Origin of the sequence: Marivivens sp. JLT3646 (genome assembly GCF_001908835.1) — a bacterium.
GTDB classification, from domain to species: Bacteria; Pseudomonadota; Alphaproteobacteria; order Rhodobacterales; family Rhodobacteraceae; genus Marivivens; species Marivivens geojensis.
This window is the reverse complement of the sequence record NZ_CP018572.1, coordinates 1,471,614-1,493,256: the sequence shown is the minus strand read 5'-3', so window position 1 is coordinate 1,493,256 and position 21,643 is coordinate 1,471,614. Positions and strand designations below refer to the sequence as shown.

Here is a 21,643-nt window from a genome sequence, read left to right as displayed (position 1 = left end):
CCGCTCACCCTGTTGCTTGGGCGTAGACTTCCAACTGCAGATACAGTCCGTACGCTGGCCGCTATCGAGAAGAATCGACCGACGTCAGGTCAGGTCGATTTGCGGCAGGTCATGTGTTGTCTGACCTTTAATTCGGGTCGCAAGTCTTTGTCGCAATCGCCTTCTCGTATACTGACCCAATATCGCAGCCTTCTGGACGTAATGGGTGTAGGCCCGCCTTTTCGAGCTTTGTTCGGTAGGTCACTGAGGCTCCGCCAAACGTGGATTGTAAGATTTTCGGTGTTGTGAAGGTCTTGTGGAAAGTCTCAATGGCTTGTCGAGTCACAACCTCTTGGATCACGCCGGTTTTGGGGTTCCGGTATTTTTCAAGTTTGATGGTGCCTGTCGCCGACAGAGCTTTGAGATGTTGAGTTTCACGAATTCCAATCATTCGGCCGAACTCAGAGAGGCCGACCCATCCTTCGTCTGGTGTTTCAAAAAGATGGCCCAGAACGTCGCGCACGTCCGCAAGGTTCAATTGGAACCTCGAAAACCCTCGATCCGCAGGATCCAAATATAGGGGAAGACTTCCGTTTGTGACTGCCTGAACCAGATCTGCGATCGATACGCCTGTTTTGGTCTGCGTCGAGAGCAACGATTGTGAAAGACCTTTACCTGCAGTCGTAGGTTCGGCTCTGGTGTCCAAGTCTTTTATCAGTGAGGCGAGGCCATTGAGAACCCATCTGCGATGAAGCCGAGTGACGTTTGACTGGGCCGATATGAAACCGGCAGCGACCAGCGCGTCGAACTCTCTCGGAGAAAGGCCATGACTTTTCCGAATGTGAGTTGCATCCACCCAGTGCCGCATTTGCTCAAAAAGGTCTGTGGCGTCCTGTATCTTGAAGAAGCGACGCATGGCGACACGCGGTATCGGTTTAATGAGGCCAGCCTCTTCGAGCACCAGAGCAAGAGTGTCGCTGGGAACTCCTATCTCTCGCCCTGCCGTCTCAACCGAACAGACAACCCTATTTGTGACGGGTTTGCCGTAGACGATATCGCCCTCATCGAATGGCCAGTTATTGATGGCGACCTCTCGAAGAACGTCTACAAACGGACCAAAGCAGGGGAGGTCAATCGAATTGACAGCTGAAGCGCGGTAGAACAGCCCTCCGAAAATACCCTTCAGCTCTTTGCTGTGGCTTTCTTCTTTATCAATGAGGTCTTGGAGAGCATGTGCGAAGTGTTCTTTACCCCCTTTGAGGATATTGAAACCAACCAAATGATGATCTGTTTCAACGTCGCCTTTGCTGACTGCTTTCCCCAGCAGCATGCAAAACGTGGCCGCACTATAGATCGTTGCGTTTGACAGCCATGTCGTGTCGGCCCCGGTGCTCAATCTGTTGTCGAGCCATCTGTCAAAGTCCGTGACTTCGATTTGAGGAAGATCGGGGTCCAGCGGAGGGTTGCGCTCTGATCATGACAGGACGTTCGCACTTTGCGAGATCAGTACTGCGTTCAAGGGCGCGGAGAGGGACGTAATAGGGCAACCCCAACAGCGATGAACCACAGGATTGCACCGAGGCCAAAGACAGCGCCTGCACTGTCACCGAGCGGAGGTAGGATCGTGGCGAGGCCCGCCGCACCGCTGACGGTACCGATCATTGCGATCACGCGACCCAAAGTGCCACTGCGTAAACCCGCAATACTGACCGCCAAAATCCATGCGCCCCCTGCGATCTCGTTACCGCCGCCGAGGCCGAGTTCGACGGCGTGAAGCGTTTGCCAAAGCTCCGCTGCGGCTTCGGGATTGTCTGCAAGTGCATGGGTTTGCTCCACGGCGACATTGGCGATCATGCCAGCGCCAAGGACGAGGGTGGACCAGATCAGGCCAATCGCGCCGGTGAAAGCTGCGGCATCGGGCATCGCTGCAGCAATCCGGCGGTAGAGTGTTACGACCAGCAGCACCAGCGCCAGTGCGTTGACCACATAGATCGTGGTGTTCCAAGCGATCAGCACGCCGGGTTGCTCTGCGATAAAGGCCACGACGGCGGCGGTGTCGATCTGGCTTGTGCCGAACCCGAGCGGGGCAAGCAGGGTAAGGATCAGGGCAAAGCCGACGAGATAAGTTGCGGCGCAGGTAAGGGCGGCGAGGCCACCGAAGGTGCGAAGGGTCATGGTCAATGTCCTTTGGAGTGGTTTGCCGCATCGGCGGCGAGCGTTTCAAAGTGGTCTTGCAGGTGATGAGATCCGAACCGTTTGATACCCACCGCCCACGCAGGGTTGCGCACCAGCGCAGTGACATGGCGACCGCGGCGCGCGTATTCGGCGCAGAGGTAACGCCCGAGGTAGCCCGTGGCTCCGGCAATAAGTACGGTCATAGTGTTCTCCATTCGGTCAGAAGACGGCAACGCTGAGGGCGGCGGTGGCCATTAGGACGCGCCGCGACCCACTTGGTCATCGTCGGGGCCACCGAAACAGGTGCAAGAGCAGGTTCCGAGGTCGCCTGCGAGCCCGAGGCAGAGTGGGCCTACGCGCTGGGATCTGCCGATCCGGTCCGCCGATCAGCAGATCGTGGAGCTCTGTAAAGCGGGTGTGGGTGCTGTGCATGGTGATCTCCGTCAATTTACGACTGCGTGGCCTCGGCCTCGGAGGCAGTTCAGAACGATTGTCTCGCGGGTCTCACTTGCCTCGCCTACGCCCATTGCCGTTCCTGCCAAGGCGCCCGCGATCGCACCGCCCAAAGCGTCGCCATCGTCGTCGACTTCGCCCAGAACACCACCAATCCCCGCACCGATGACAGCGGCGGCCATCGTTTCCTGTTGGAGCTGCGACTGATCACGGGCAAGAGCGCGGCACTCTGCAAGGTCGCGTTGGTATTGCGATGTCGGTGCGCCATCCAGAACCGGCGTCACATCGGTTCCCATCTCAGCACAGGCCCCAAGCAGGGTCGCCAGAGCAAGCGGGGCAATCAGAATAGGTTTCATATCGTATCTCCTTCGACTGTTGTTTCGAGGGAGGGTCTACTGATCCCTGTCTGGTCAGTGCATGACCGCACATATCAAAGAATTGACCGCACGCATCAACGGTCCAACCACGTGGTCGGACTGAGGCCCGTCCAGCGGCGGAACGCACGCACAAAGGCGGAGGCTTCGGAAAACCCGAGCAAATAGGCCGCTTCGCCGACAGAGACCTTACGCGCGCTGAGATAGTCCATCGCCATGCGGCGGCGCAGGTCATCATGTACTTGAGCAAAGGTGACGCCCTCATCCTTGAGACGGCGATAAAGCGTCTGACGGCTCATGCCCAAATCCCGCGCGATAAGATCCATCGACAGCGATCCTTCGTGAAGATCCGCGAGCATCCTCATCTCAACGGATGACCGCACGGTGTGGCGCTTGGCGAGGTCTTCCAAAAGCCCGTCCGCGTGCCGCGTGAAGACACCAAAGACATAATCCTTCCCGCCATCGAAGGTTTCATCGAGCCAGACCGGATTGATCCTGAGCGCGTTTCGTGCGGCATTAAATGTGACGGGCACCCGAAAAAGGTCGGGATATCGGTTGGAGTGGGGCGGCGGCGCATAAGTGACTTCGAGCGCCAGTTCAAACGGATGTTCCGGTGCAGAGCGACGAAATTCGGAAATGAAATGGGCGAAACTCGCCTCCGTTGCCATCCACGTTCCATCGCTGGGTCGGTGATCGACCAGCCAGACCTCGTCCCCCTCATGTGTGATTTCGAACCGATCCCGCCCGTTTGGGATCGGCACATCCGCCATAAGACGCGCGTAGCGGTTCAGTTGTCCAAGGCTATGTGGGAAAGAGGAGGACGCGTGGACAATCTGTCCGACGATAGACATGGTCTCCAGTCGCGAGTCGAGCACGTGGCGCAACAGCAGGGAGGTGTCGCCCGTGGCCTCAATCCCTGCAGCAATCATGTGGTGGTAGGCCTGCGTCGGAATGCGAGCGTCCTGATCAGCTAGATCGGCTTCCTCAAGCGCGGCCGCCAAAAGCAAGCCCTCGCGAGGCGCACCTTTGTCCACGGCATAGTCGAGGAAGGCCTTCGCAAAACCTGCAGCCATCGTTTGATCAGACATGCAATTGTCCTTGTAGGTCAAAAATGGAGCCGTTGGTCACGCCGATCTGCGCGTACACAGGCATACTGTGCCGAGACATGATCCAAGGACAAGACTACGCAGGTGTTTATGACGGTTTTACGCGCCATTTTGGGAATGGCAGCTTTTGGTTTTACCATTTTGCTCTGGACCACGCGGGTACCGCCACTGGTGCGCGCGACCGTGATCGACGATCTCTTTGCCGAGGCTCGAAGGGGACGGGGTGATGCTGCAGAGCCGTTATTATGCCTTTCTCGCTGGGTATTGTTTCAGTGACGAGTGTAAATGCCCCTCAACTTTACACCCGTCGAACCTATTTGTTTCAAAGAACCTTTGGACTAGAGCAGCTTTGCTTGCTCTCGCATCTGGAACTTTTGGATCTTGCCCGTCGAGGTGCGCGGGATTTCGGTGAAGACGAATTTTCCAGGCACCTTATATGGGGCGAGGTGATCGCGACACCATTGGCGTAGCTCTTCACTGTCTACCGAACGTCCTGCGGCCAGTTCGATAAAGGCGCAGGGGGTTTCCCCCCATTTTTCATGTGGCATAGCGACGACAGCAGCGACGCTGACATCTGGATGGCGATAAAGCACTTCCTCTACTTCGATCGAGGAAATGTTCTCTCCACCCGAAATAATGATGTCTTTGGAGCGGTCTTTGAGTTGGATGTAGCCGTCTGGATACCGCACGCCGAGGTCGCCAGAATGGAACCAACCACCTTCAAAGGCCTCTTTTGTAGCTTTCTGATTGCGGAAATATCCCTTCATGACGACGTTGCCGCGGAACATCACTTCACCCATGGTTTTGCCATCGCGGGGCACGGGTTGCATGGTTTCTGGGTCCAAAACGTCGAGCTGTTCTAGGGGCAGGTATCTCACCCCTTGTCGCGATTTAAGGGCGGCTTGCTCTGCATTCGGTTTTGTCGACCATTCATCGTGCCAGTCGTTCACTACAGCAGGCCCGTAGGTTTCTGTCAGGCCATAGAGGTGAGTGACGTCAAAACCCGCCTCGTTCATATCAGCGAGGAGCTTTTCGGGTGGCGGCGCGGCTGCAGTGAAAAACTGGACAGTATGATCTAGGTCGCGCTTTTCATCTTCTGGCGCCGAAATGAGGAGCGACATGACAATGGGCGCGCCGCAAAGATGCGACACCTTTTCTTGGGCCAAGGCAGACCAGATCGGTTCGGCCCGAACTTGACGCAGGCACACATGGGTGCCGATGATCGCAGAGAGCGTCCATGGAAAACACCAGCCATTGCAGTGGAACATCGGGAGGGTCCACAGATAGACAGCGTGTTTCTGCATTGAGGTGGTCAAGGCATTGCCTTGAGCAAGGAGATAGGCGCCACGGTGATGCGAAACGACACCTTTGGGATCGCCCGTGGTTCCCGATGTGTAGTTGATCGAAATAGCGTCCCATTCGTCTTCGGGCATCAACCATTCGAATTCCGGATCACCCGAGGCGACAAAGGCGTCATAGTCCAGTGCGTCAATCGCAGGTGTTTTTAGTGTGAATTCGGGATCGTCATACTGGATGACAACAGGTGAACCCTCAGCAATGGCGAGAGCCTCCTGCATCAATGGCATGAATTCGCGATCGACAATCACGATCTTTGACATCGCATGGTCGAGTTGGAACGCAATGATCGCAGCGTCAAGGCGGGTGTTGATCGAATGGAGAACCCCACCGCACATGGGTACGCCGTAATGGCATTCGAGCATGGCAGGTGTGTTCGCGAGAAGGGCGGACACAGTATCACCGCGCGTGATCCCTTTGCCTGCTAAAGCAGACGCGAGCTGACGCGATCTGTCGTAAAATTCCGCATAGGTTCGGCGCAGTTTTCCATGCACGATCGCGGTGTGATCGGGGAAAACACTCGCCGCCCGCTCAAGAAACGTCAGAGGAGTGAGGGGTTGATGGTTTGCAGGTGTCCGTTCGAGGTCGTGATTGTAGAACTGCTTTGTCATGGATTACGCGTCCTTCCATGCAGGGCTGCGTTTATCAATAAAGGCGCCGATGCCCTCTGCCGCGTCTTGCGTGAGCATATTTTGCACCATCACGTTGGAGGCGTAGGTATAGGCCTCTGCCAATCCCATTTGCTTTTGGACGTAGAAGGCCTTCTTCCCCGTGGCCAAAGTCATACTGGATTTGGATGCGATTTTTTGCGCCCAAGCGAGGGTGGTTTTGCTCAGGTCTTCGACTGGCACGCAAAGGTTCACAAGGCCCATTTCCGCCGCGCGCTCTGCTGAAATCAGATCACCTAAGAGAAGCATCTCCATGGCGTGTTTGCTCGCGACGTTTCGCGATAGCGCGACCATGGGGGTTGAACAGAACAGGCCGATATGGACACCCGGCGTGCTGAATTTCGCGGTTTCTGCCGCGATGGCCAGATCGCAGCTCGCGACCAATTGGCAGCCCGCGGCGGTGGCGACGCCTGCGACTTCGGCGATAAAGGGTTTGGGGCAATTAACGATGGAATACATCACGCCCGAACACATCGACATGATCTTTTCGAAATAGGCCTGACCGCCGTCTTTGTCTGCGCGGCCTGCTGTCATTTCTTTCAGGTCGTGACCGGCACAAAACGCGGGGCCGTTCGCAGCGAGGACGATGACGCGCACCGAAGGGTCAGAGCAGGCCGCGTTAATCAGGGACTGAAGCTCGGACAACATGGCTTCGGATAAAGCGTTGCGACGGCTGTTGTCGTCGAGGGTCAGTTTTAGCACACCGTCGGATGTGATGGTTTGCTGCACAAGTTGTTTGGTCATCATCAAAGGCTCTGTGTGAAAGGGCGGGGCCGTCGCGACCCCGCCGTAGTAAAGAAGGTTAAGCGGCTGCGATTTTCTTTTTGGGGTCAAAGAAGGGGCGTTCGCAGATTGTTGCGCGGACGGGGCCAGAGCGGGTCACGACCTCGACCTCTTTGCCGATTTGTGCGTGGTCTACCGACACCATTGCCAGCGCGATATTCTGATCGAGGCGTGGCGAATACACCGCTGAGGTCACTTTGCCGATCGTGTCCTCACCGACCTTGATCGCCCAGAATGTGGTGTTCGGACCCTTGAGCGGTTCACCATCAATAATCAGACCGATCTGAGTTCGGGTGACGCCGTTTTCTTTGATCTTGCGGAGCGCAGCCTTACCGATGAAATCGGCTTCCATATCGAGGTTCACTAGACGGTCAAAGCCCAGCTCGAACGGGTTTGTGTGGATGTCTGCGTCGGCGTGATACGACAACATCCCGCCTTCGATGCGGCGGATCGACGAGGTGTGACCGGGTTTCAAGCCAAACGGTAGTCCAGCCGCCATGATCCGTTCCCACAGCGCATCCCCATGAGCGCTGTCACGCAGATAGAGTTCGTAGCCCAGTTCGCTCGACCAACCTGTCCGCGACACGATGAGCGGGATTCCGTCTAGGTCTACTTCTCGGAGCCAGTAATATTTCAGGTCCATAATGCTGTCACCGAATAGGGCACGCATGATTTCGCCCGATTTGGGCCCCTGAAGCTGCAACGGTGACACGTCAGGTTCGCAGATCGACACATCTAGTCCGGAATGGATCGCTACGCCTTGGGCCCAAAGTAGGATGTCGCTGTCCGCAAGCGAGATCCAGAAGTGGTTCTCGGCCAAGCGCAGCAGGATTGGGTCGTTGAGGAGACCGCCGTCTGCGTTGGTGATGAGGATGTATTTGCACTGCCCGACACCCATGGTCGACAGATCACGCGGCGTCAGCATTTGCACGAACTTGGCTGCGTCCGGTCCTGTGATTTCGACCTGACGCTCGACGGCGACGTCACACAGGATCGCGTCATTCACAAGGTTCCAGAAGTTCTGTACCGGATCGCCGAAATCGCGCGGAATATACATGTGATTGTACACCGAAAATCCCTGAGCCCCCCACCGCACGGTTGCGTCGAAGTAGGGGGATTTGCGAATTTGTGTGCCAAAGCCGAAGTCATCAGATTGCATTGTTTTATCCTTCCTGATCGGCGGCGATTTCCACTGCCGCGCTGTTCTGGACAAAACATTTAGCGCCGCGTTTTCAGTGCGATGGACTGAAAACGCGGATGAAAGGCGACTGTTTAGGCTAAAGAGAAATCCAAATTCCGACCATCCAGTCGGAGGGTCAGCGCGCGACCAGATTGGTCAGGTTTGGAACGGTCGACTTGATCTGACGGGTGGCGATGTATGTCATGTAACGGTCCACATCGACATCGATTGCAAAGAGGCGATCTAATACGCCCTGAAAGGCCGCAAGCGTTGGCGCGACAACCTTGAGAACATAGTCCATGCCGCCGCCTGTGGCGACGCAATCAATGATCTCATCCATCGCCTGAACTTGTGCTTCGAACCGTTCAAAATCGGTTTTCCGATGATGGGCTAGCGAAACAGTCACCACGACCATCGTAAAATCACAGAGCTTATTTAGTGCGATCTCGCCTCTGTAGCCTGTGATGTAGCCTGCGAGTTTGAGCTTGGTCAGGCGTTCCCAGCAGGGGGTCGGCGATAGGTTGACCAGTTCGGCGAGCTTTGTCTTGCTGAGTTGCCCATGCGATTGCACGGCGGCGAGAATGCGCAGATCAGCACCATCAAGAGCAGATTTTTTCAAGAGCAGCTTCCTCAAACGCTAGTCGATCAAGACAACAACCCATCTGTCATATCTACAAAACGATTTGATGCAATGCTTTTACGTCGCCCCAAAATAATCCTTTTCAAAGCCGTTTGTGCGCGTGTTTGCGGGGGGCTCAAGGGTTCTCACTATTTAAACAATCTATTTATGGAAAGACGGTCAATTCAATCAATCTGCAGGAAGCCTGTGGGTCTGGCGCGATTCTATTTTTCGCGGTGGTTTCGGCGTTAGGGTTTATCCAATTGGATAACGATTACTTCTTTAGGTTTGTTTTGCGTAACCTAAGATGAGAAAACCTTTGTCTAAGCTGTGGGCAAGGCTGTGGATGAATCGAGCGGTTTTAACCACTTGCGTGCGTCAAGTTAGATTATCCAACATTTTGTCGAAAAAATTGATTGACCCCCAAGGGGTAGTTTTGTCAGTTTGTGCCTGCCGAGTGGGTCGCTACAACATGTGGTGCCACTTGGGTCAGGACAGACTACCAACCGTAACGACCGGCACAGTGTGCCGTTTTAGCAGGGTGTTTCCCTGAACGGTGTCGCTTGGCCCAAGCTTAGGTTCATTTGGCACCAGGGAATTGGGGCGTGTTGCGCCTTGAAGTAGATCGGCAGGCCGCGCAGACGGTCGTGTGTTAGGGGCCAAGTACGATGAAGATCGAACGCATTTTCACCAAAGCAGGACAAGACGCTTACGCGGATATTGATTTCCGCACGACGACATCCGAAATTCGCAATCCCGATGGAACGATCGTGTTCAAGCTGGACGATTGCGAGGTTCCGTCGAAGTGGAGCCAAGTTGCCTCTGACGTGATTGCGCAGAAATACTTCCGTAAGGCTGGCGTGCCGAGCGCGATGACTAAGGTCCGTGAAAAGGACGTGCCAGAGTTCCTGTGGCGCTCAGTCCCTGCCGAAGGCGCAGAGATGTCGGGCGAAACCAGCGCAAAGCAGGTGTTCGACCGTCTGGCTGGTGCATGGTGCTACTGGGGCTGGAAGGGTGGTTATTTCACTACCGAGGACGACGCTCGTGCCTATTATGATGAGATGCGGTTCATGCTGGCCAATCAGATGGCCGCACCGAACAGCCCGCAGTGGTTCAACACTGGTCTGCATTGGGCTTATGGCATTGATGGTCCGGCGCAAGGCCACCACTATGTCGACTACAAAACTGGGAAACTGGTTAAATCGAATTCTGCTTACGAACATCCGCAGCCGCACGCTTGCTTTATCCAGTCCGTCGCTGACGATCTGGTGAACGAGGGCGGGATCATGGACCTTTGGGTTCGTGAAGCGCGCCTGTTCAAATACGGCTCTGGCACCGGCACGAACTTCTCGTCGCTGCGTGGTGAAGGTGAAAAGCTGTCGGGCGGCGGTAAATCGTCGGGCCTGATGGGCTTCCTCAAAATTGGTGATCGTGCGGCTGGCGCGATCAAATCAGGCGGCACAACCCGTCGAGCAGCGAAGATGGTGATCGTCGATGCCGATCACCCCGATATCGAAGACTTCATCAACTGGAAGGTCATCGAAGAACAGAAAGTGGCGTCGATCGTCGCTGGTTCGAAGATGCACGAACAGAAGCTGAATGCGATCTTTAAGGCGATCAACACTTGGGATGGGGCAGAGGCTGATGCCTATGATCCGACCAAGAACGAGAGCCTCAAAACCGCTGTTCGTGAGGCAAAGAAAGTCGCGATCCCGGAAACCTACATCAAACGCGTTCTGGACTACGCGAAACAGGGCCACACCAGCATCGAATTCCCGACCTATGACACTGACTGGGACTCTGAGGCTTATGCGTCTGTGTCGGGTCAGAACTCCAACAACTCGATCCGCGTGACCGATGCCTTCCTTCAGGCGATCAAGGACGATGCGGATTGGGACCTGATCAACCGCAAAGACGGCACCGTTTCGAAAACCGTCAAAGCGCGCGATCTATGGGAACAGGTTGGACACGCAGCATGGGCGTGTGCTGATCCGGGTATCCAGTTCCACGACACCGTCAACGCATGGCACACCTGCCCAGAGGATGGCGCGATCCGTGGGTCGAACCCCTGTTCGGAATATATGTTCCTCGACGATACGGCCTGTAACCTCGCATCGATGAACCTCTTGCAGTTCTACAAGAACGGCGAGTTCAACGTTGAGCAGTATATCCACGCGACACGTCTTTGGACCGTGACGCTCGAAATCTCTGTGATGATGGCGCAGTTCCCGTCCAAAGAAATCGCGCAGCTGTCCTATGTGTTCCGCACGCTTGGCCTTGGCTATGCGAACATCGGTGGTCTTCTGATGAACATGGGCTTTGGCTACGACAGCGACGAAGGCCGTGCGATGGGCGCTGCCCTGACCGCGATCATGACGGGCGTGTCCTATGCGACCTCGTCTGAAATGGCGGGCGAGTTGGGTGCGTTCGAAGGCTACGAGCGCAACAAAGAGCATATGCTCCGCGTTATTCGGAACCACCGCAACGCGGCACATGGCAATGCGGATGGCTATGAAGGCCTCGCGGTGAAGCCTGTGCCGCTCGACCACGTGAACTGCCCAGACGCGCGTCTGGTTCAGATCGCGACAGAGGCATGGGATCAGGCGCTGGCACTGGGTGAAAAGCACGGCTACCGCAACGCGCAGGTCTCTGTGATCGCGCCGACGGGGACGATCGGTCTGGTTATGGACTGTGACACCACGGGGATTGAGCCTGACTTTGCTCTCGTGAAGTTCAAAAAACTCGCAGGTGGCGGCTACTTTAAGATCATTAACCGATCTGTTCCGTCTGCGTTGGAAACGCTTGGATATAGCTCTGCCGAAATCGAAGAGATCATCGCCTATGCGGTTGGTCATGGCTCGATCGGTCAGGCCCCAGCGATTAACCACACTGCGCTAATCGGTCATGGTTTCGGTCAAAGCGAGATCGACAAAGTCGAAGCTGCGCTGAAATCGGCCTTTGATATTCGCTTTGTGTTCAACCAGTGGACGCTGGGTGAAGAGTTCTGCCAGAAAACCCTCGGTATTCCTGCTGCGAAACTGAACGACCCGTCGTTTGATTTGCTGCGTCACCTCGGTTTTTCTAAGGCAGAGATCGATGCCGCGAATGACCATGTTTGTGGCACCATGACGCTGGAAGGTGCGCCGCACCTGAAAGAAGAGCACTACAACGTCTTTGACTGCGCCAACCCCTGTGGCAAAAAAGGCAAGCGTTATCTGTCGGTTAACAGCCACATCACTATGATGGCAGCGGCGCAATCGTTCATCTCTGGTGCGATCTCTAAGACGATCAACATGCCGAATGATGCGACGATTGAAGACTGCCAGAAGGCTTACGAATTGTCGTGGAGCCTCGGCGTCAAAGCGAACGCGCTCTACCGTGATGGGTCGAAGCTGTCGCAGCCTCTCGCTGCGGCGCTGGTTGAGGATGACGAAGAGGCGGCTGAGATCCTCGAATCTGGCAACCCGATGGAAAAAGCTGCGGTGTTGGCTGAGAAGGTGATTGAAAAGGTCATCGTCAAAGAGATCGTGCGCAGCCATCGCGAAAAGATGCCAGAACGCCGTAAGGGGTACACCCAAAAGGCGGTCGTGGGTGGTCACAAGGTCTATCTTCGGACCGGAGAATATGCCGACGGTAGCCTCGGTGAGATTTTCCTCGATATGCACAAAGAGGGTGCTGGCTTCCGCGCGATGATGAACAACTTTGCCATCGCGGTCTCGGTCGGTCTGCAATACGGCGTGCCGCTCGAAGAGTTCGTCGATGCGTTCACCTTTACCAAGTTTGAACCCGCTGGGATGGTGCAGGGGAACGACTCGATCAAGTCGGCGACTTCGATCCTCGACTATATCTTCCGCGAGCTCGCAGTGTCCTACCTCGACCGGACCGATCTGGCGCATGTGAAACCGCAGGGTGCTGCGTTCGATGATCTGGGTCGTGGCGAAGCGGAAGGTATCTCGAACGTCAAATCACCTAGTGAAAGTGCGGCCTCTAAGTCGTTGGAAGTGCTGAAACAAATCTCTTCGACGGGTTACCTTCGGAAGCGCTTGCCACAGGACTTGAACGTGTTTAGTGCAACGGCTGTAGAAGAGATTCAGCAGACCAAAGTTGTCACCGCTAAGACGGAAACCGCCGTCGGCACCGTGACCACGATGTCGGCACGTGACAAAGCGAAAATGCAAGGCTACGAGGGTGATCCTTGTGGGGATTGCGGCAACTACACTTTGGTGCGCAATGGCACCTGCATGAAGTGCAATACATGCGGCGGCACATCGGGCTGCAGCTAAGAGTTTCAGGGGCGGATGCGTTCGCCCCCGACGCGGATCGGGATACAGGCAAAAAGCAATCGGGCGGTATATAACTCCACCCGATCCGTGGAACTGGGGGGCCAAGCGCCCCCCATTCTTTATTTAGCGGTTATGGAATAGCCCGCAGCGGTCAGGCGGTCTCGGATGCTTTGGGCGATGGCCACGGCACCAGCGGTATCGCCATGCACACAGATCGTGTCGATGGCGACGGGGATCGGATCGCCCGTGCGTGGCAGGATCGCGCCCGCCTCAAGCATTTGCAGAATACGGGTCGCGGCGAGGTCGGGATCGTGGATGACTGCGCCGTCTTGACCGCGTGGGGTGAGGGCACCGTCGGATTCGTAGCTTCGGTCGGCGAAAATCTCTGAGATCACAGGACCGCCGAGGCTGGCAGCCGCCCGTGCTTGGGCCGTGCCTGCGATCACCATAAGCGGTAGGTCAGGGCAGACTGACCGTGCGGCACGGTAGCAGGTGAGCGCCATATCCTCGTCGCGTGACGCCATGTTTGCCATCGCACCATGCAGTTTAAGATGTGACAGCGACCCGCCCAAGGCACGGCAGACCCCGTCCGAGGCAGCGACTTGGTAACGGATGATCGCGGTGAGGTCAGAGGGGGAGAGCGTCATTTCGGTCCGTCCGAAGTTCGCGCGATCCTCAAATCCTGGGTGGGCACCGATGGCGACGCCTTTGTCCAATGCGGTTTGCATGACGCGAGACATGAGACGCGCATCGCCTGCGTGGGCGCCGCAACTCACATTAGCAGAGCTGACAATATCGAGCATCGCGAGTTCCGAGAGCACCTCCGCCTCGGTGCTGCCTTCGCCCATGTCGCAATTCAGATCGATCGTTTTCATGCGTCCCATCCTGTGATCATGCCGGAAATAAGTTGGTAGCTGAGCAGGTCCGCCATTTGCGCGGGGTCGCGGATCAACGGTTTACACAGCGCTGAGAGGTTGAGGGTCAGTCCTGCGGGGCTTTGATACGAGGATAGCGCGTCTTTGCGGGTGATGCAGGTGAATTGTATTTTTGCACCCGCTGGGGCCTGCGCGACCTTTGGAATGTCCTGCGGAATAACGGTGCCGATCCGTGGATAGCCGCCGACGGTTTGGCATTCAGGCAGCAGAACAAAGGGAACGCCATCGCCTGTCATTTGGATGTCGCCGGGCTGGATCGCGTCGGAGAGGATGTTTAATTGATCGGCCGTCGCGAACCCTGTGCCTGAGCCGTTCAGTTTTACACCTTGGCGATTTGCGGCGGGATCGCGGATGAATTCGGTTTGGGTGAACCGTGCGCGGGTTGCATCATCGAATAGTGCTGTCTGTGGTCCGTTGATGTAGCGTATGGTGCCGCCTTCAAATCGATTGTCTGTTGGCAGGATCATCCCGACCCGATCCGCATTCCGATCTGGGCCTAGGGGCAGGGTTGTGCCAATTTCGAGCAATGCGCCGATGCCACAGGTGAGATGGGTCGAACGGCTGCCCATCACGGGATCCGTTGCGATGCCACCGCCAAAGCCGATGTAGCCATAAACACCAGAGAGCGCAGGGCCGATCGTCAGGCGGTCCTCGGGCATGAGGAGGTGAGAGGCGTTCCAAACCAGCGTCCTGTCACCAATCGTGGCTCGCATCGGCGCACCCGTGAGGGAAATGCGGGTCGGCTGACTGACGGAAAACACGCCACCCATACCCGCCATTTCGATCACCGCATGATCGGGCGATTGACCGAGGAGGGCGGCGCTTTCGCATATGGCCTTGCGGTCAGCGGCGCCGCCACGGGGAAGGCCAATCGACAGATACCCCTCGCGACCGAGGTCTTGGACCGTCATCGCAGGGCCAGCGCGGTGGATGGTGAGCGTGGTCATTCCACATCCTCCCACGTTGCGCCGCCAAAGGGGGCTGTTCGGGCGGTTGCGAATTCAGCCTCTGACGCGGGGGTAAAGATGACCTCATCCGCTGGGGAAAACAGCGACGCGGGGCTACGTGTCGGATCAAACAAAGGTAGGGCGGTTTGACCGATCCAGCGCCAGCCTGTGGGTGACGCGTTTGCAAAAACCACGAACTGACGGATGGCGACGACCAATGCACCAGCGGGAACTTTGGGTGTGAGAGCGGTTTGGCGGGGGATGTTCCATTCGGGCGGCAGCGTGCCGAGATACGGCAAACCTGGCGCAAACCCGATGGTCAAAACGCGCACCCGTGACACGCCGAGTGCATCAATCGCGGCCTCCGTCGAAAGCCCCGCGAGTTCTGCGGCCTCAGCCAATTGCGGACCATGATCGCCACCGTAACAGGTAGGGACGCGCCAGAGTTTTCGACCCGAGGGCATGGCGACGGCGCCCCAATCTTGGGTCCTGAGGTGCTGTTGGAGCAGCGCGGTAATCTCATCCAACCCAACCGCAAAGGGATCAAATCTTAGCGTCACAGAGGCAAGTGTGCTCGACACTTCGATAAACGGTAGGGTGCTGTTGCGAATATGCGCAGCAAAGCCCAAAGCCGCCCGATTGGCCTGATCCGACATGGTCGCCTCGAACCGCACAAGAACGGCATCCAAACCAAACGGAAGGATTTCAGGCAAGGGCATCATGATGTGGCGTAACGCGTTGACGACATGGTCGGATTTGTGGGGAAACCCGCGGTGATCGTCAACGCCTTAGTCAGATTACGCGGTTTTCAACGAGCGAGCAGAGCCACGAATGCGCTGGGTGCCGCTACGCATTCGTGTAGCACCAGACGCCAGCGTCTCGGCCTGCTGTTGATTTTCGAGCGTGAGTTTCTGGATCTCACTCATCGCCAAGTTGATTTGATCCACAGCACGAGTCTGTTCAGAGCTTGCGAGGGTGATCTCTTCGATGCGATCGGCAACGGTGATAATCTCACCAGCGATTTTCTCGAATGTTTCGCGGGTCGTTGCCGATGTCGTAACACCAATTTCAACCTGTTTACGCGATGTCTCGATTAGACGTGATGTCTCACCCGCAGCCTTCGACGAGCGCGCAGCGAGGTTGCGGACCTCTTGGGCCACGACCGCAAAACCACGACCGTGTTGGCCTGCGCGTGCGGCTTCGACCGCAGCGTTCAGCGCGAGGAGGTTGGTTTGAAACGCGATTTCGTCGATCACTTTGATAATCTGAATGATCGCGCGAGAGGATTTGTCGATCTCGTCCATGGCAATAACCATGTTTTCAACCTGCGACTGGCCGTCGTTGGCAATGGTCGCGGTACGTCGCGCGAGGTCGTTTGCTGTGCTCGCTGATTTCGCATTAGAGCGCACCATGGATGCGGTTTCTTCGATCGAGGAGGACAATTGCTCGACCGTGCTGGACTGGCGTTCGGCGTTTTGGTGCAGGTTATGGGTGCTGTTGTAGATCGTCTCAGCTGCGTTGTCAGCGACGTCGATTTCTTTGGTCACCTCGGTGATCACGCCTCGGATCAGGTTGATCAAATCGGTGATCGCAATGGTGGTGCGGGAAAGGTCGCCAGTCGGAGCTTCGGGCAACTGAACACTAAGGTCTTTTTCATCAGCCATTTTGCGAACAGCACGATAGAGCTTGGCAAGCGGACGAATGCTACTGCGAGACCAACGAAGCAAAATATAGGCCGTCAGGATGCTTCCGCCGATCCAGATCAGCGAGATGGCTATGGCCGGGTTGCCGAGGGTATCGGACCAGTAAGGATAGGTGAACCCAACAATTGACCCGAAGACGATGTTCAAAATTATACTGAATACCGCAGTACGGATCATCAATGGCCACTTTGGGGGGATTAAAGTCATCACGGTTGCCTTGCCTGTTGTCACCTAACAAAGGGTTCAACGGCGCAACCGTGACTTTATTTAGCGAGAAAACGACTTAGTTCAGGCCGTTTTCGCATAGGTCGGCGCATCGTAATCGCCGTCCATTTCTTCTGTTTTCGCAATGGCTTGAACCATGCGGCAGAGTGTTTCTTTGATCTGTGGGCTCTCCACGCGAGCGAGCGCAAACAAAATACGCGATGTGGTGGTGTCGATATCGTCCGACGGGGCTCGATCATCGACGCCTTCAAAAAAGTAACCAGGCGATACGTCCAGTGCGGTTGCGATTTGGTAAAGACGGCTGGCGGAGACGCGGTTTTGGCCGGCTTCGTATTTCTGCAACTGTTGGAACGAACACCCGATTTGTGCGGCCAGACCAGATTGCGTCAGACCGCGCATAAGGCGGGCGTTGCGAATTTTCTGGGCAACAAAATCATCGATAGGATGCGGCATGGTGTTTCCCCTACAACTTCTGCAAGAGAAAATCTCGCCTCAACGGTTATGTTTCAACGTGTTAAATACAACTAAAAGTGGTTGAACTATCACCGCTCGATGGTGCATAAATCACCCATCAAATTGAGCGGTGCAAGATTCGACCGTAACACGTTGCTTTGACGTTATTTTCTTATGGAGCATTGAGATGGGCGAGCCAAAAACAGCTGCGTTATTTTATGAGATGCTCCGTTCGTTCACGGTTTTGGCAAAGGAATTGAACCTCTCAAGGACCGTCTCTCGGTTGAATAGCACGCGTCAAACGGTCCGTCGGCACATTCGCGCACTGGAAGAGTATCGGGGGACCGAGTTGTTCTCTGTGAACGACCGCCAATACGCTTTGACTGATGCGGGGCGCGATGCATTGGAGGGGGCTCTCGATATTGTGGCGCTGTCGGATGCATGGATGAAAAACCAGTCGGGGCAGGTGCGTGGGCTGGATCAATTGCGCAGCGAAAAGACGAACGGCCACTATTATCATCTACAGCAACAGCCGATCAGTCGGATTTGGGACGGTGGGCCTTCGTTGTTGCGGGATTGTTTTAACGCGTGGGTCGCGTCTGAGGGACGGATTGAAGCGCCAGAGTTTCAGGCGGTCCGTGCGGCTGTGGTGGTTTTCCGTCGTTTGGGCGAAGAATGGATCTGTGTGGAGGTCGGAGCGGAGTCCTCATATTCGTCATGGTTCGGGCGCGATTGGGCGCTGAGCAGTATCGGCCTGAAATCCGCTGATCTTCCCGGCGGGCATGGGTTCGGGCGGTTGCTCGTTGCCCCGTTTGAGGAGGTGAAACGCACCGAAGGCGTGCGGCTCGATCACATCGTGTCGGAGCTTCCGCGTGAAAAGGGCGGTGCCGCCGTGCCGATTAGCTATCAACGATTGCTACTGGGGTGTCGTTTCCCCGATCAGAGCCGTGGTTTGGTGTCGGTCGTGGTGCGCACCTATGACCTTTGCATCGACGGACTACCCAGAGAAGAGATTGAACGGATGCCGAGCGACCTGCTCATGGATATTCGTTAACACTGGTAAACCATTTATTAACGGTCGTGGATCACAAGATGGCTCCAAGGATGATTAGCCTTGGAGTGTAGACAATGACCATCCATGATTCTTTTGAAGGTGCGCTTTATGTAGCCACCATTGTAACTTTGGCGGAAAAATATGGCATTCGGTTAGAGTCGGGGTCCGACTTTGATTACTATGCCGAAACAATCGCCGCGCATCGGCCTCAGCCGATTGGGGTGCCGTTCGACCCAAACCTTAACGCGATTCACCCTGATGATGGGTTTTGGTTTCTAGGTTGGGACCGTGACGGGCGGCTCGTTTTTACCCAAGCGGTGCGCCTATTGCGGATCGAGGGGCAGAGCCTCGCCGACTATTTCCGTGACCAATACGTGGCCTTTCCGCCTGCGGGTTTGCCGATCGACTTCGACCGCTCTTTCTATTCCCCCGGACCGAGTGCGCGGCGTATGACGGGCACCTGTGCCTATCACGGTGACGTCTGGATGATCAGCGATCCTGCCTACCGCGGAACAGGTATGTCGAGCATTCTGGCGCGGCTTGCTCTCGCCACGGCTCTGATGACGTGGTCGCCTGATCACATGATCGGGTTCATCATCAAAAAGCTCGCGTTCAAGGGCTTAGGTGAACGGGAAGGCTATATGCATTCCGAACCTGCCGCGCTGAGTTGGTATGCCAAGGATCGCCCCGATCCGATGGTGGCGCATATGTGTTGGATGAACCGCGATGACCTACGGTACCTCCTGACCATTCCTGCTGAAACGGTCATGGCGTAAATGAAAAAGGCGCCCGAGAGGGCGCCTGTTTTTCCGTTCTTTGCGTAGCGTTTAGCCGTTCCATGTGCGGACCTGACCGCAGTCCATGTGGACGAAGTTCGAACCCGCATAACGGCCAACGCCACCCGCGTTGCAGGATTGTGCGGCGCTTGCGATCTGGTTGACAGAACGGCTCGCCAGACGGAGGTCAGCAGCCTGACCGCGCATGTGGAGAGAATTGCGCGCAACGCCAGAAGATTGGCGGCGCAGCATTGCGTTGGTTTCTGGAGAGCGATAGCCCGACAGCAGCATGTAAGGTTCAGTGACGTCGAGCAGGTTGTGCGAGGCTGCCATAATATCGATGGTACGCGTGTCGATAGCGATGGTTTTGTTATTCCGCCAATCACGCATGAAGTGGACGATCTGGTTGACCGATTCAGCGATATAGTCGCCTTCGATCCAGTAGATCATATCGATCTTTTCACCGGTGCGGCCAGAATACATCTTAATCCGACGAACATCACCAGCGCCGCGCAGGAACCCTGCCGCTTGACCGAATGTAGGGGTAAAAGCCGGAGCTGCCGATACAGCGGTCGCGGCGAACGCACGAAGGAGATCGCGACGAGAAATTCCCGAGGTATTCGTTGTCGTCATAGTTGAAGCGCCTGTCCCGTCGCTATCACCTGCTGTGGCGTGCAGGTTTTGTTTTCATCTCATCCCCAGATGCAGGAACTTTATGGCACAGACTGATTCCTGAACCAACCAAAGAATGCCCTAGCGTCCGTTAACAAAGGTCAAATAGGCGAAAATTTGCGCAAAATCCGATTGAGCTGCGTCGTGATGCGACGCCTTCGCGGTGCGGACCTGCAACATTTGGTGGCTCCGTGGGCGATTATCGCAATTGTGAGTGGACTATCGGGACGTCAACGTGTCTCTCTGGTCGATAATTGCGAATACTAGTTTTGAGGCTTTACGCGTGAATAGATCGGTTCGATTGTCATCTATGGCGGCTGTGGTCGCGATGTCCTTTGTTTTGGGCGCAACTGCGCCTGTGCAGGCTCAGGTCACCGCGTTCCGTCAAGCCGTGGCAGAGTCCGTTGCGATGGATGACGAACTGGCAGCGTTCTACCGCGCCCGAGATTTCGCTAGCATTTGGACAGGATCGGACGAGTTGGCGCAGGCCCGTCGTAATGCGCTACTCGGTGCGTTTGCGGATGCACCGCTTCATGGTTTGCCAGCTGAGAAATTTGATCCCAATGCCCTGATCGCCCGTTTGCAGTCGGCTAAAACGGCTTATGAACAAGGCGCGATGGAAGTCGAGTTGAGCGAACTGTTCCTCACCTATGCGCGGGACGTGCAGACGGGTATCCTCAACCCGAACCGTGTTCTGGACGCGATCAAGCGTGAGGTGCCAGTGCATGATCGGATCGAGATCCTGAACGGTTTTTTGACGGCTGATCCGGTGCAATACCTACGGTCGCTCGCACCGCAATCCGCTGAATATGCGCGGTTGATGCGGTCGAAAATGCGGCTGGAGCATCAGATTGCGCGCGGTGGTTGGGGGGAAACCGTTCCAGAGGCCACCCTTCGTCCTGGCGATACTGGGGCCGCTGTTGTGGCACTGCGCAACCGTCTGATCGCTATGGGCTTTATGGAGCGGTCGGTGACGGCAACCTATGACGCCACGCTTCAGGTTGCGGTGCAAAAGTTTCAAGAATACAATGGTTTGACGGCAGATGGTGTGGCTGGTGGTTCAACGATTGTCGAACTGAACCGCCCGATTGAGGACCGTCTTCAGTCGGTCATCGTCGCGATGGAGCGGGAGCGTTGGCTGAATATCCCGCGTGGGGAACGTCATATCTGGGTGAATCTCACAGATTTCACCGCCAAGATTATCGACAACGATATCGTAACTTTTGAAACCCGATCGGTGATCGGAGCCAACTCAAGTGACCGTCAGTCGCCAGAGTTCTCTGATCTGATGGAATTCATGGTGATTAACCCGAGCTGGTATGTGCCGCGCTCTATCATTGTGAACGAATATCTGCCGCGTTTGCAGGCCGATGCGGGGGCCGTGAGCCATCTTCAAGTCGTGGCGAGCAATGGTCAGGTTGTGAACCGCGCGAATGGATTTAGCCAATATTCCGCGTCCAGCTTCCCGTACTCGATGCGCCAGCCGCCGGGACCGAGCAACGCGCTGGGGTCGGTGAAATTCATGTTCCCGAACCGCTACAACATCTATCTGCATGACACACCTGCGCAGAATTTGTTCGCACGCGAAGTGCGTGCCTTCAGTCACGGGTGCATCCGCTTGGATGATCCGCATGACTTTGCCTATGCGCTTTTGGCAAAGCAGACCTCTGATCCGGTCGAGTTCTTCCAATCCCGTCTTCGGACAGGGCAAGAGACACGGGTTGATCTAGAGACGCCAGTGCCGGTGCATCTGGATTATCGCACTGCGTTTACCAATGTGGACGGGTCACTGCAGTATCGCCGCGACATTTACGGGCGTGACGCAGTGATTTGGGATGCTTTGGCCCGCGAAGGGGTAGCCGCGGGCGGCGTTCAGGGGTAAATCCTTCTCAACGTTGAGAG

General features: G+C 56.0%; 19 protein-coding genes. 4 read left to right on the top strand and 15 right to left on the bottom strand.

Annotation, left to right across the window (positions count from 1 at the left end; genetic code table 11):
* Nucleotides 1-127: 127 nt before the first annotated feature.
* From BSK21_RS07400 to BSK21_RS07360, 9 genes are all read right to left on the bottom strand, one after another.
* A complete protein-coding gene (locus BSK21_RS07400; RefSeq protein ID WP_156529498.1) occupies nucleotides 128-1,375 on the bottom strand; it encodes a hypothetical protein in 1,248 nt (415 codons plus the stop codon).
* Between the two features lie 119 nt (nucleotides 1,376-1,494).
* Nucleotides 1,495-2,154: a DUF4386 family protein gene (locus BSK21_RS07395; RefSeq protein WP_067545470.1), complete on the bottom strand. Its 660-nt coding sequence runs from the start codon at nucleotides 2,152-2,154 to the stop codon at nucleotides 1,495-1,497.
* 2 nt (nucleotides 2,155-2,156) lie between these two features.
* Nucleotides 2,157-2,357 carry an NmrA family NAD(P)-binding protein gene (locus BSK21_RS16160; RefSeq protein ID WP_067545467.1) on the bottom strand — a complete coding sequence of 67 codons (201 nt, stop codon included), beginning with the start codon at nucleotides 2,355-2,357 and terminating at the stop codon, nucleotides 2,157-2,159.
* Between the two features lie 240 nt (nucleotides 2,358-2,597).
* Nucleotides 2,598-2,963: a glycine zipper family protein gene (locus tag BSK21_RS07385; RefSeq protein WP_067545464.1), complete on the bottom strand. Its 366-nt coding sequence runs from the start codon at nucleotides 2,961-2,963 to the stop codon at nucleotides 2,598-2,600.
* Between the two features lie 95 nt (nucleotides 2,964-3,058).
* A complete protein-coding gene (locus tag BSK21_RS07380; RefSeq protein ID WP_067545461.1) occupies nucleotides 3,059-4,069 on the bottom strand; it encodes an AraC family transcriptional regulator in 1,011 nt (336 codons plus the stop codon).
* Between the two features lie 356 nt (nucleotides 4,070-4,425).
* A complete protein-coding gene (locus BSK21_RS07375; RefSeq protein ID WP_067545458.1) occupies nucleotides 4,426-6,054 on the bottom strand; it encodes an acyl-CoA synthetase in 1,629 nt (542 codons plus the stop codon).
* A 3-nt stretch (nucleotides 6,055-6,057) separates the two neighbouring features.
* On the bottom strand, nucleotides 6,058-6,858 hold the full coding sequence (locus tag BSK21_RS07370) for an enoyl-CoA hydratase (protein WP_067545455.1): 801 nt from the start codon (nucleotides 6,856-6,858) through the stop codon (nucleotides 6,058-6,060).
* A 55-nt stretch (nucleotides 6,859-6,913) separates the two neighbouring features.
* Nucleotides 6,914-8,053: a glycine cleavage T C-terminal barrel domain-containing protein gene (locus BSK21_RS07365; RefSeq protein WP_067545452.1), complete on the bottom strand. Its 1,140-nt coding sequence runs from the start codon at nucleotides 8,051-8,053 to the stop codon at nucleotides 6,914-6,916.
* A 157-nt stretch (nucleotides 8,054-8,210) separates the two neighbouring features.
* A complete protein-coding gene (locus BSK21_RS07360) occupies nucleotides 8,211-8,693 on the bottom strand; it encodes an Lrp/AsnC family transcriptional regulator (RefSeq protein WP_067545449.1) in 483 nt (160 codons plus the stop codon).
* A gap of 668 nt (nucleotides 8,694-9,361) precedes the next feature.
* On the opposite strand from BSK21_RS07360, the gene BSK21_RS07355 reads away from it, so the two are divergent.
* Nucleotides 9,362-12,976 (top strand): vitamin B12-dependent ribonucleotide reductase, encoded by a 3,615-nt coding sequence (locus BSK21_RS07355; protein WP_067545446.1) that lies wholly within the window; start codon nucleotides 9,362-9,364, stop codon nucleotides 12,974-12,976.
* 119 nt (nucleotides 12,977-13,095) lie between these two features.
* Here the strand turns inward: BSK21_RS07355 and pxpA are convergent, their stop codons facing one another.
* From pxpA to BSK21_RS07330, 5 genes are all read right to left on the bottom strand, one after another.
* Nucleotides 13,096-13,851, bottom strand: coding sequence for a LamB/YcsF family protein (gene pxpA, locus BSK21_RS07350; RefSeq protein ID WP_067545443.1), 756 nt, complete (start codon nucleotides 13,849-13,851; stop codon nucleotides 13,096-13,098).
* Complete coding sequence (locus BSK21_RS07345) at nucleotides 13,848-14,858, bottom strand: biotin-dependent carboxyltransferase family protein (protein ID WP_067545440.1); 1,011 nt, start codon at nucleotides 14,856-14,858, stop codon at nucleotides 13,848-13,850. Before BSK21_RS07345 ends, pxpA begins: the two co-directional genes overlap by 4 nt.
* A complete protein-coding gene (locus tag BSK21_RS07340) occupies nucleotides 14,855-15,580 on the bottom strand; it encodes an allophanate hydrolase subunit 1 (protein ID WP_067545437.1) in 726 nt (241 codons plus the stop codon). The genes BSK21_RS07345 and BSK21_RS07340 overlap by 4 nt, the downstream gene beginning before the upstream one ends.
* Before the next feature lie 75 nt (nucleotides 15,581-15,655).
* The gene (locus BSK21_RS07335) at nucleotides 15,656-16,738 is read right to left on the bottom strand and encodes a methyl-accepting chemotaxis protein (protein ID WP_067545434.1); all 1,083 of its coding nucleotides are present in this window, start codon (nucleotides 16,736-16,738) and stop codon (nucleotides 15,656-15,658) included.
* Nucleotides 16,739-16,849: 111 nt separating this feature from the next.
* Complete coding sequence (locus BSK21_RS07330; RefSeq protein ID WP_067545431.1) at nucleotides 16,850-17,239, bottom strand: helix-turn-helix domain-containing protein; 390 nt, start codon at nucleotides 17,237-17,239, stop codon at nucleotides 16,850-16,852.
* A 223-nt stretch (nucleotides 17,240-17,462) separates the two neighbouring features.
* On the opposite strand from BSK21_RS07330, the gene BSK21_RS07325 reads away from it, so the two are divergent.
* Complete coding sequence (locus BSK21_RS07325) at nucleotides 17,463-18,293, top strand: LysR family transcriptional regulator (protein WP_232230456.1); 831 nt, start codon at nucleotides 17,463-17,465, stop codon at nucleotides 18,291-18,293.
* Between the two features lie 74 nt (nucleotides 18,294-18,367).
* On the top strand, nucleotides 18,368-19,069 hold the full coding sequence (locus BSK21_RS07320) for a hypothetical protein (protein WP_067545424.1): 702 nt from the start codon (nucleotides 18,368-18,370) through the stop codon (nucleotides 19,067-19,069).
* Nucleotides 19,070-19,120: 51 nt separating this feature from the next.
* Here the strand turns inward: BSK21_RS07320 and BSK21_RS07315 are convergent, their stop codons facing one another.
* Nucleotides 19,121-19,702 (bottom strand): DUF882 domain-containing protein, encoded by a 582-nt coding sequence (locus tag BSK21_RS07315; protein WP_067545421.1) that lies wholly within the window; start codon nucleotides 19,700-19,702, stop codon nucleotides 19,121-19,123.
* A 349-nt stretch (nucleotides 19,703-20,051) separates the two neighbouring features.
* Between BSK21_RS07315 and BSK21_RS07310 the strand changes: the two genes are divergently transcribed.
* Nucleotides 20,052-21,623 (top strand): murein L,D-transpeptidase, encoded by a 1,572-nt coding sequence (locus BSK21_RS07310; RefSeq protein WP_067545418.1) that lies wholly within the window; start codon nucleotides 20,052-20,054, stop codon nucleotides 21,621-21,623.
* The last annotated feature ends 20 nt before the right edge of the window (nucleotides 21,624-21,643 follow it).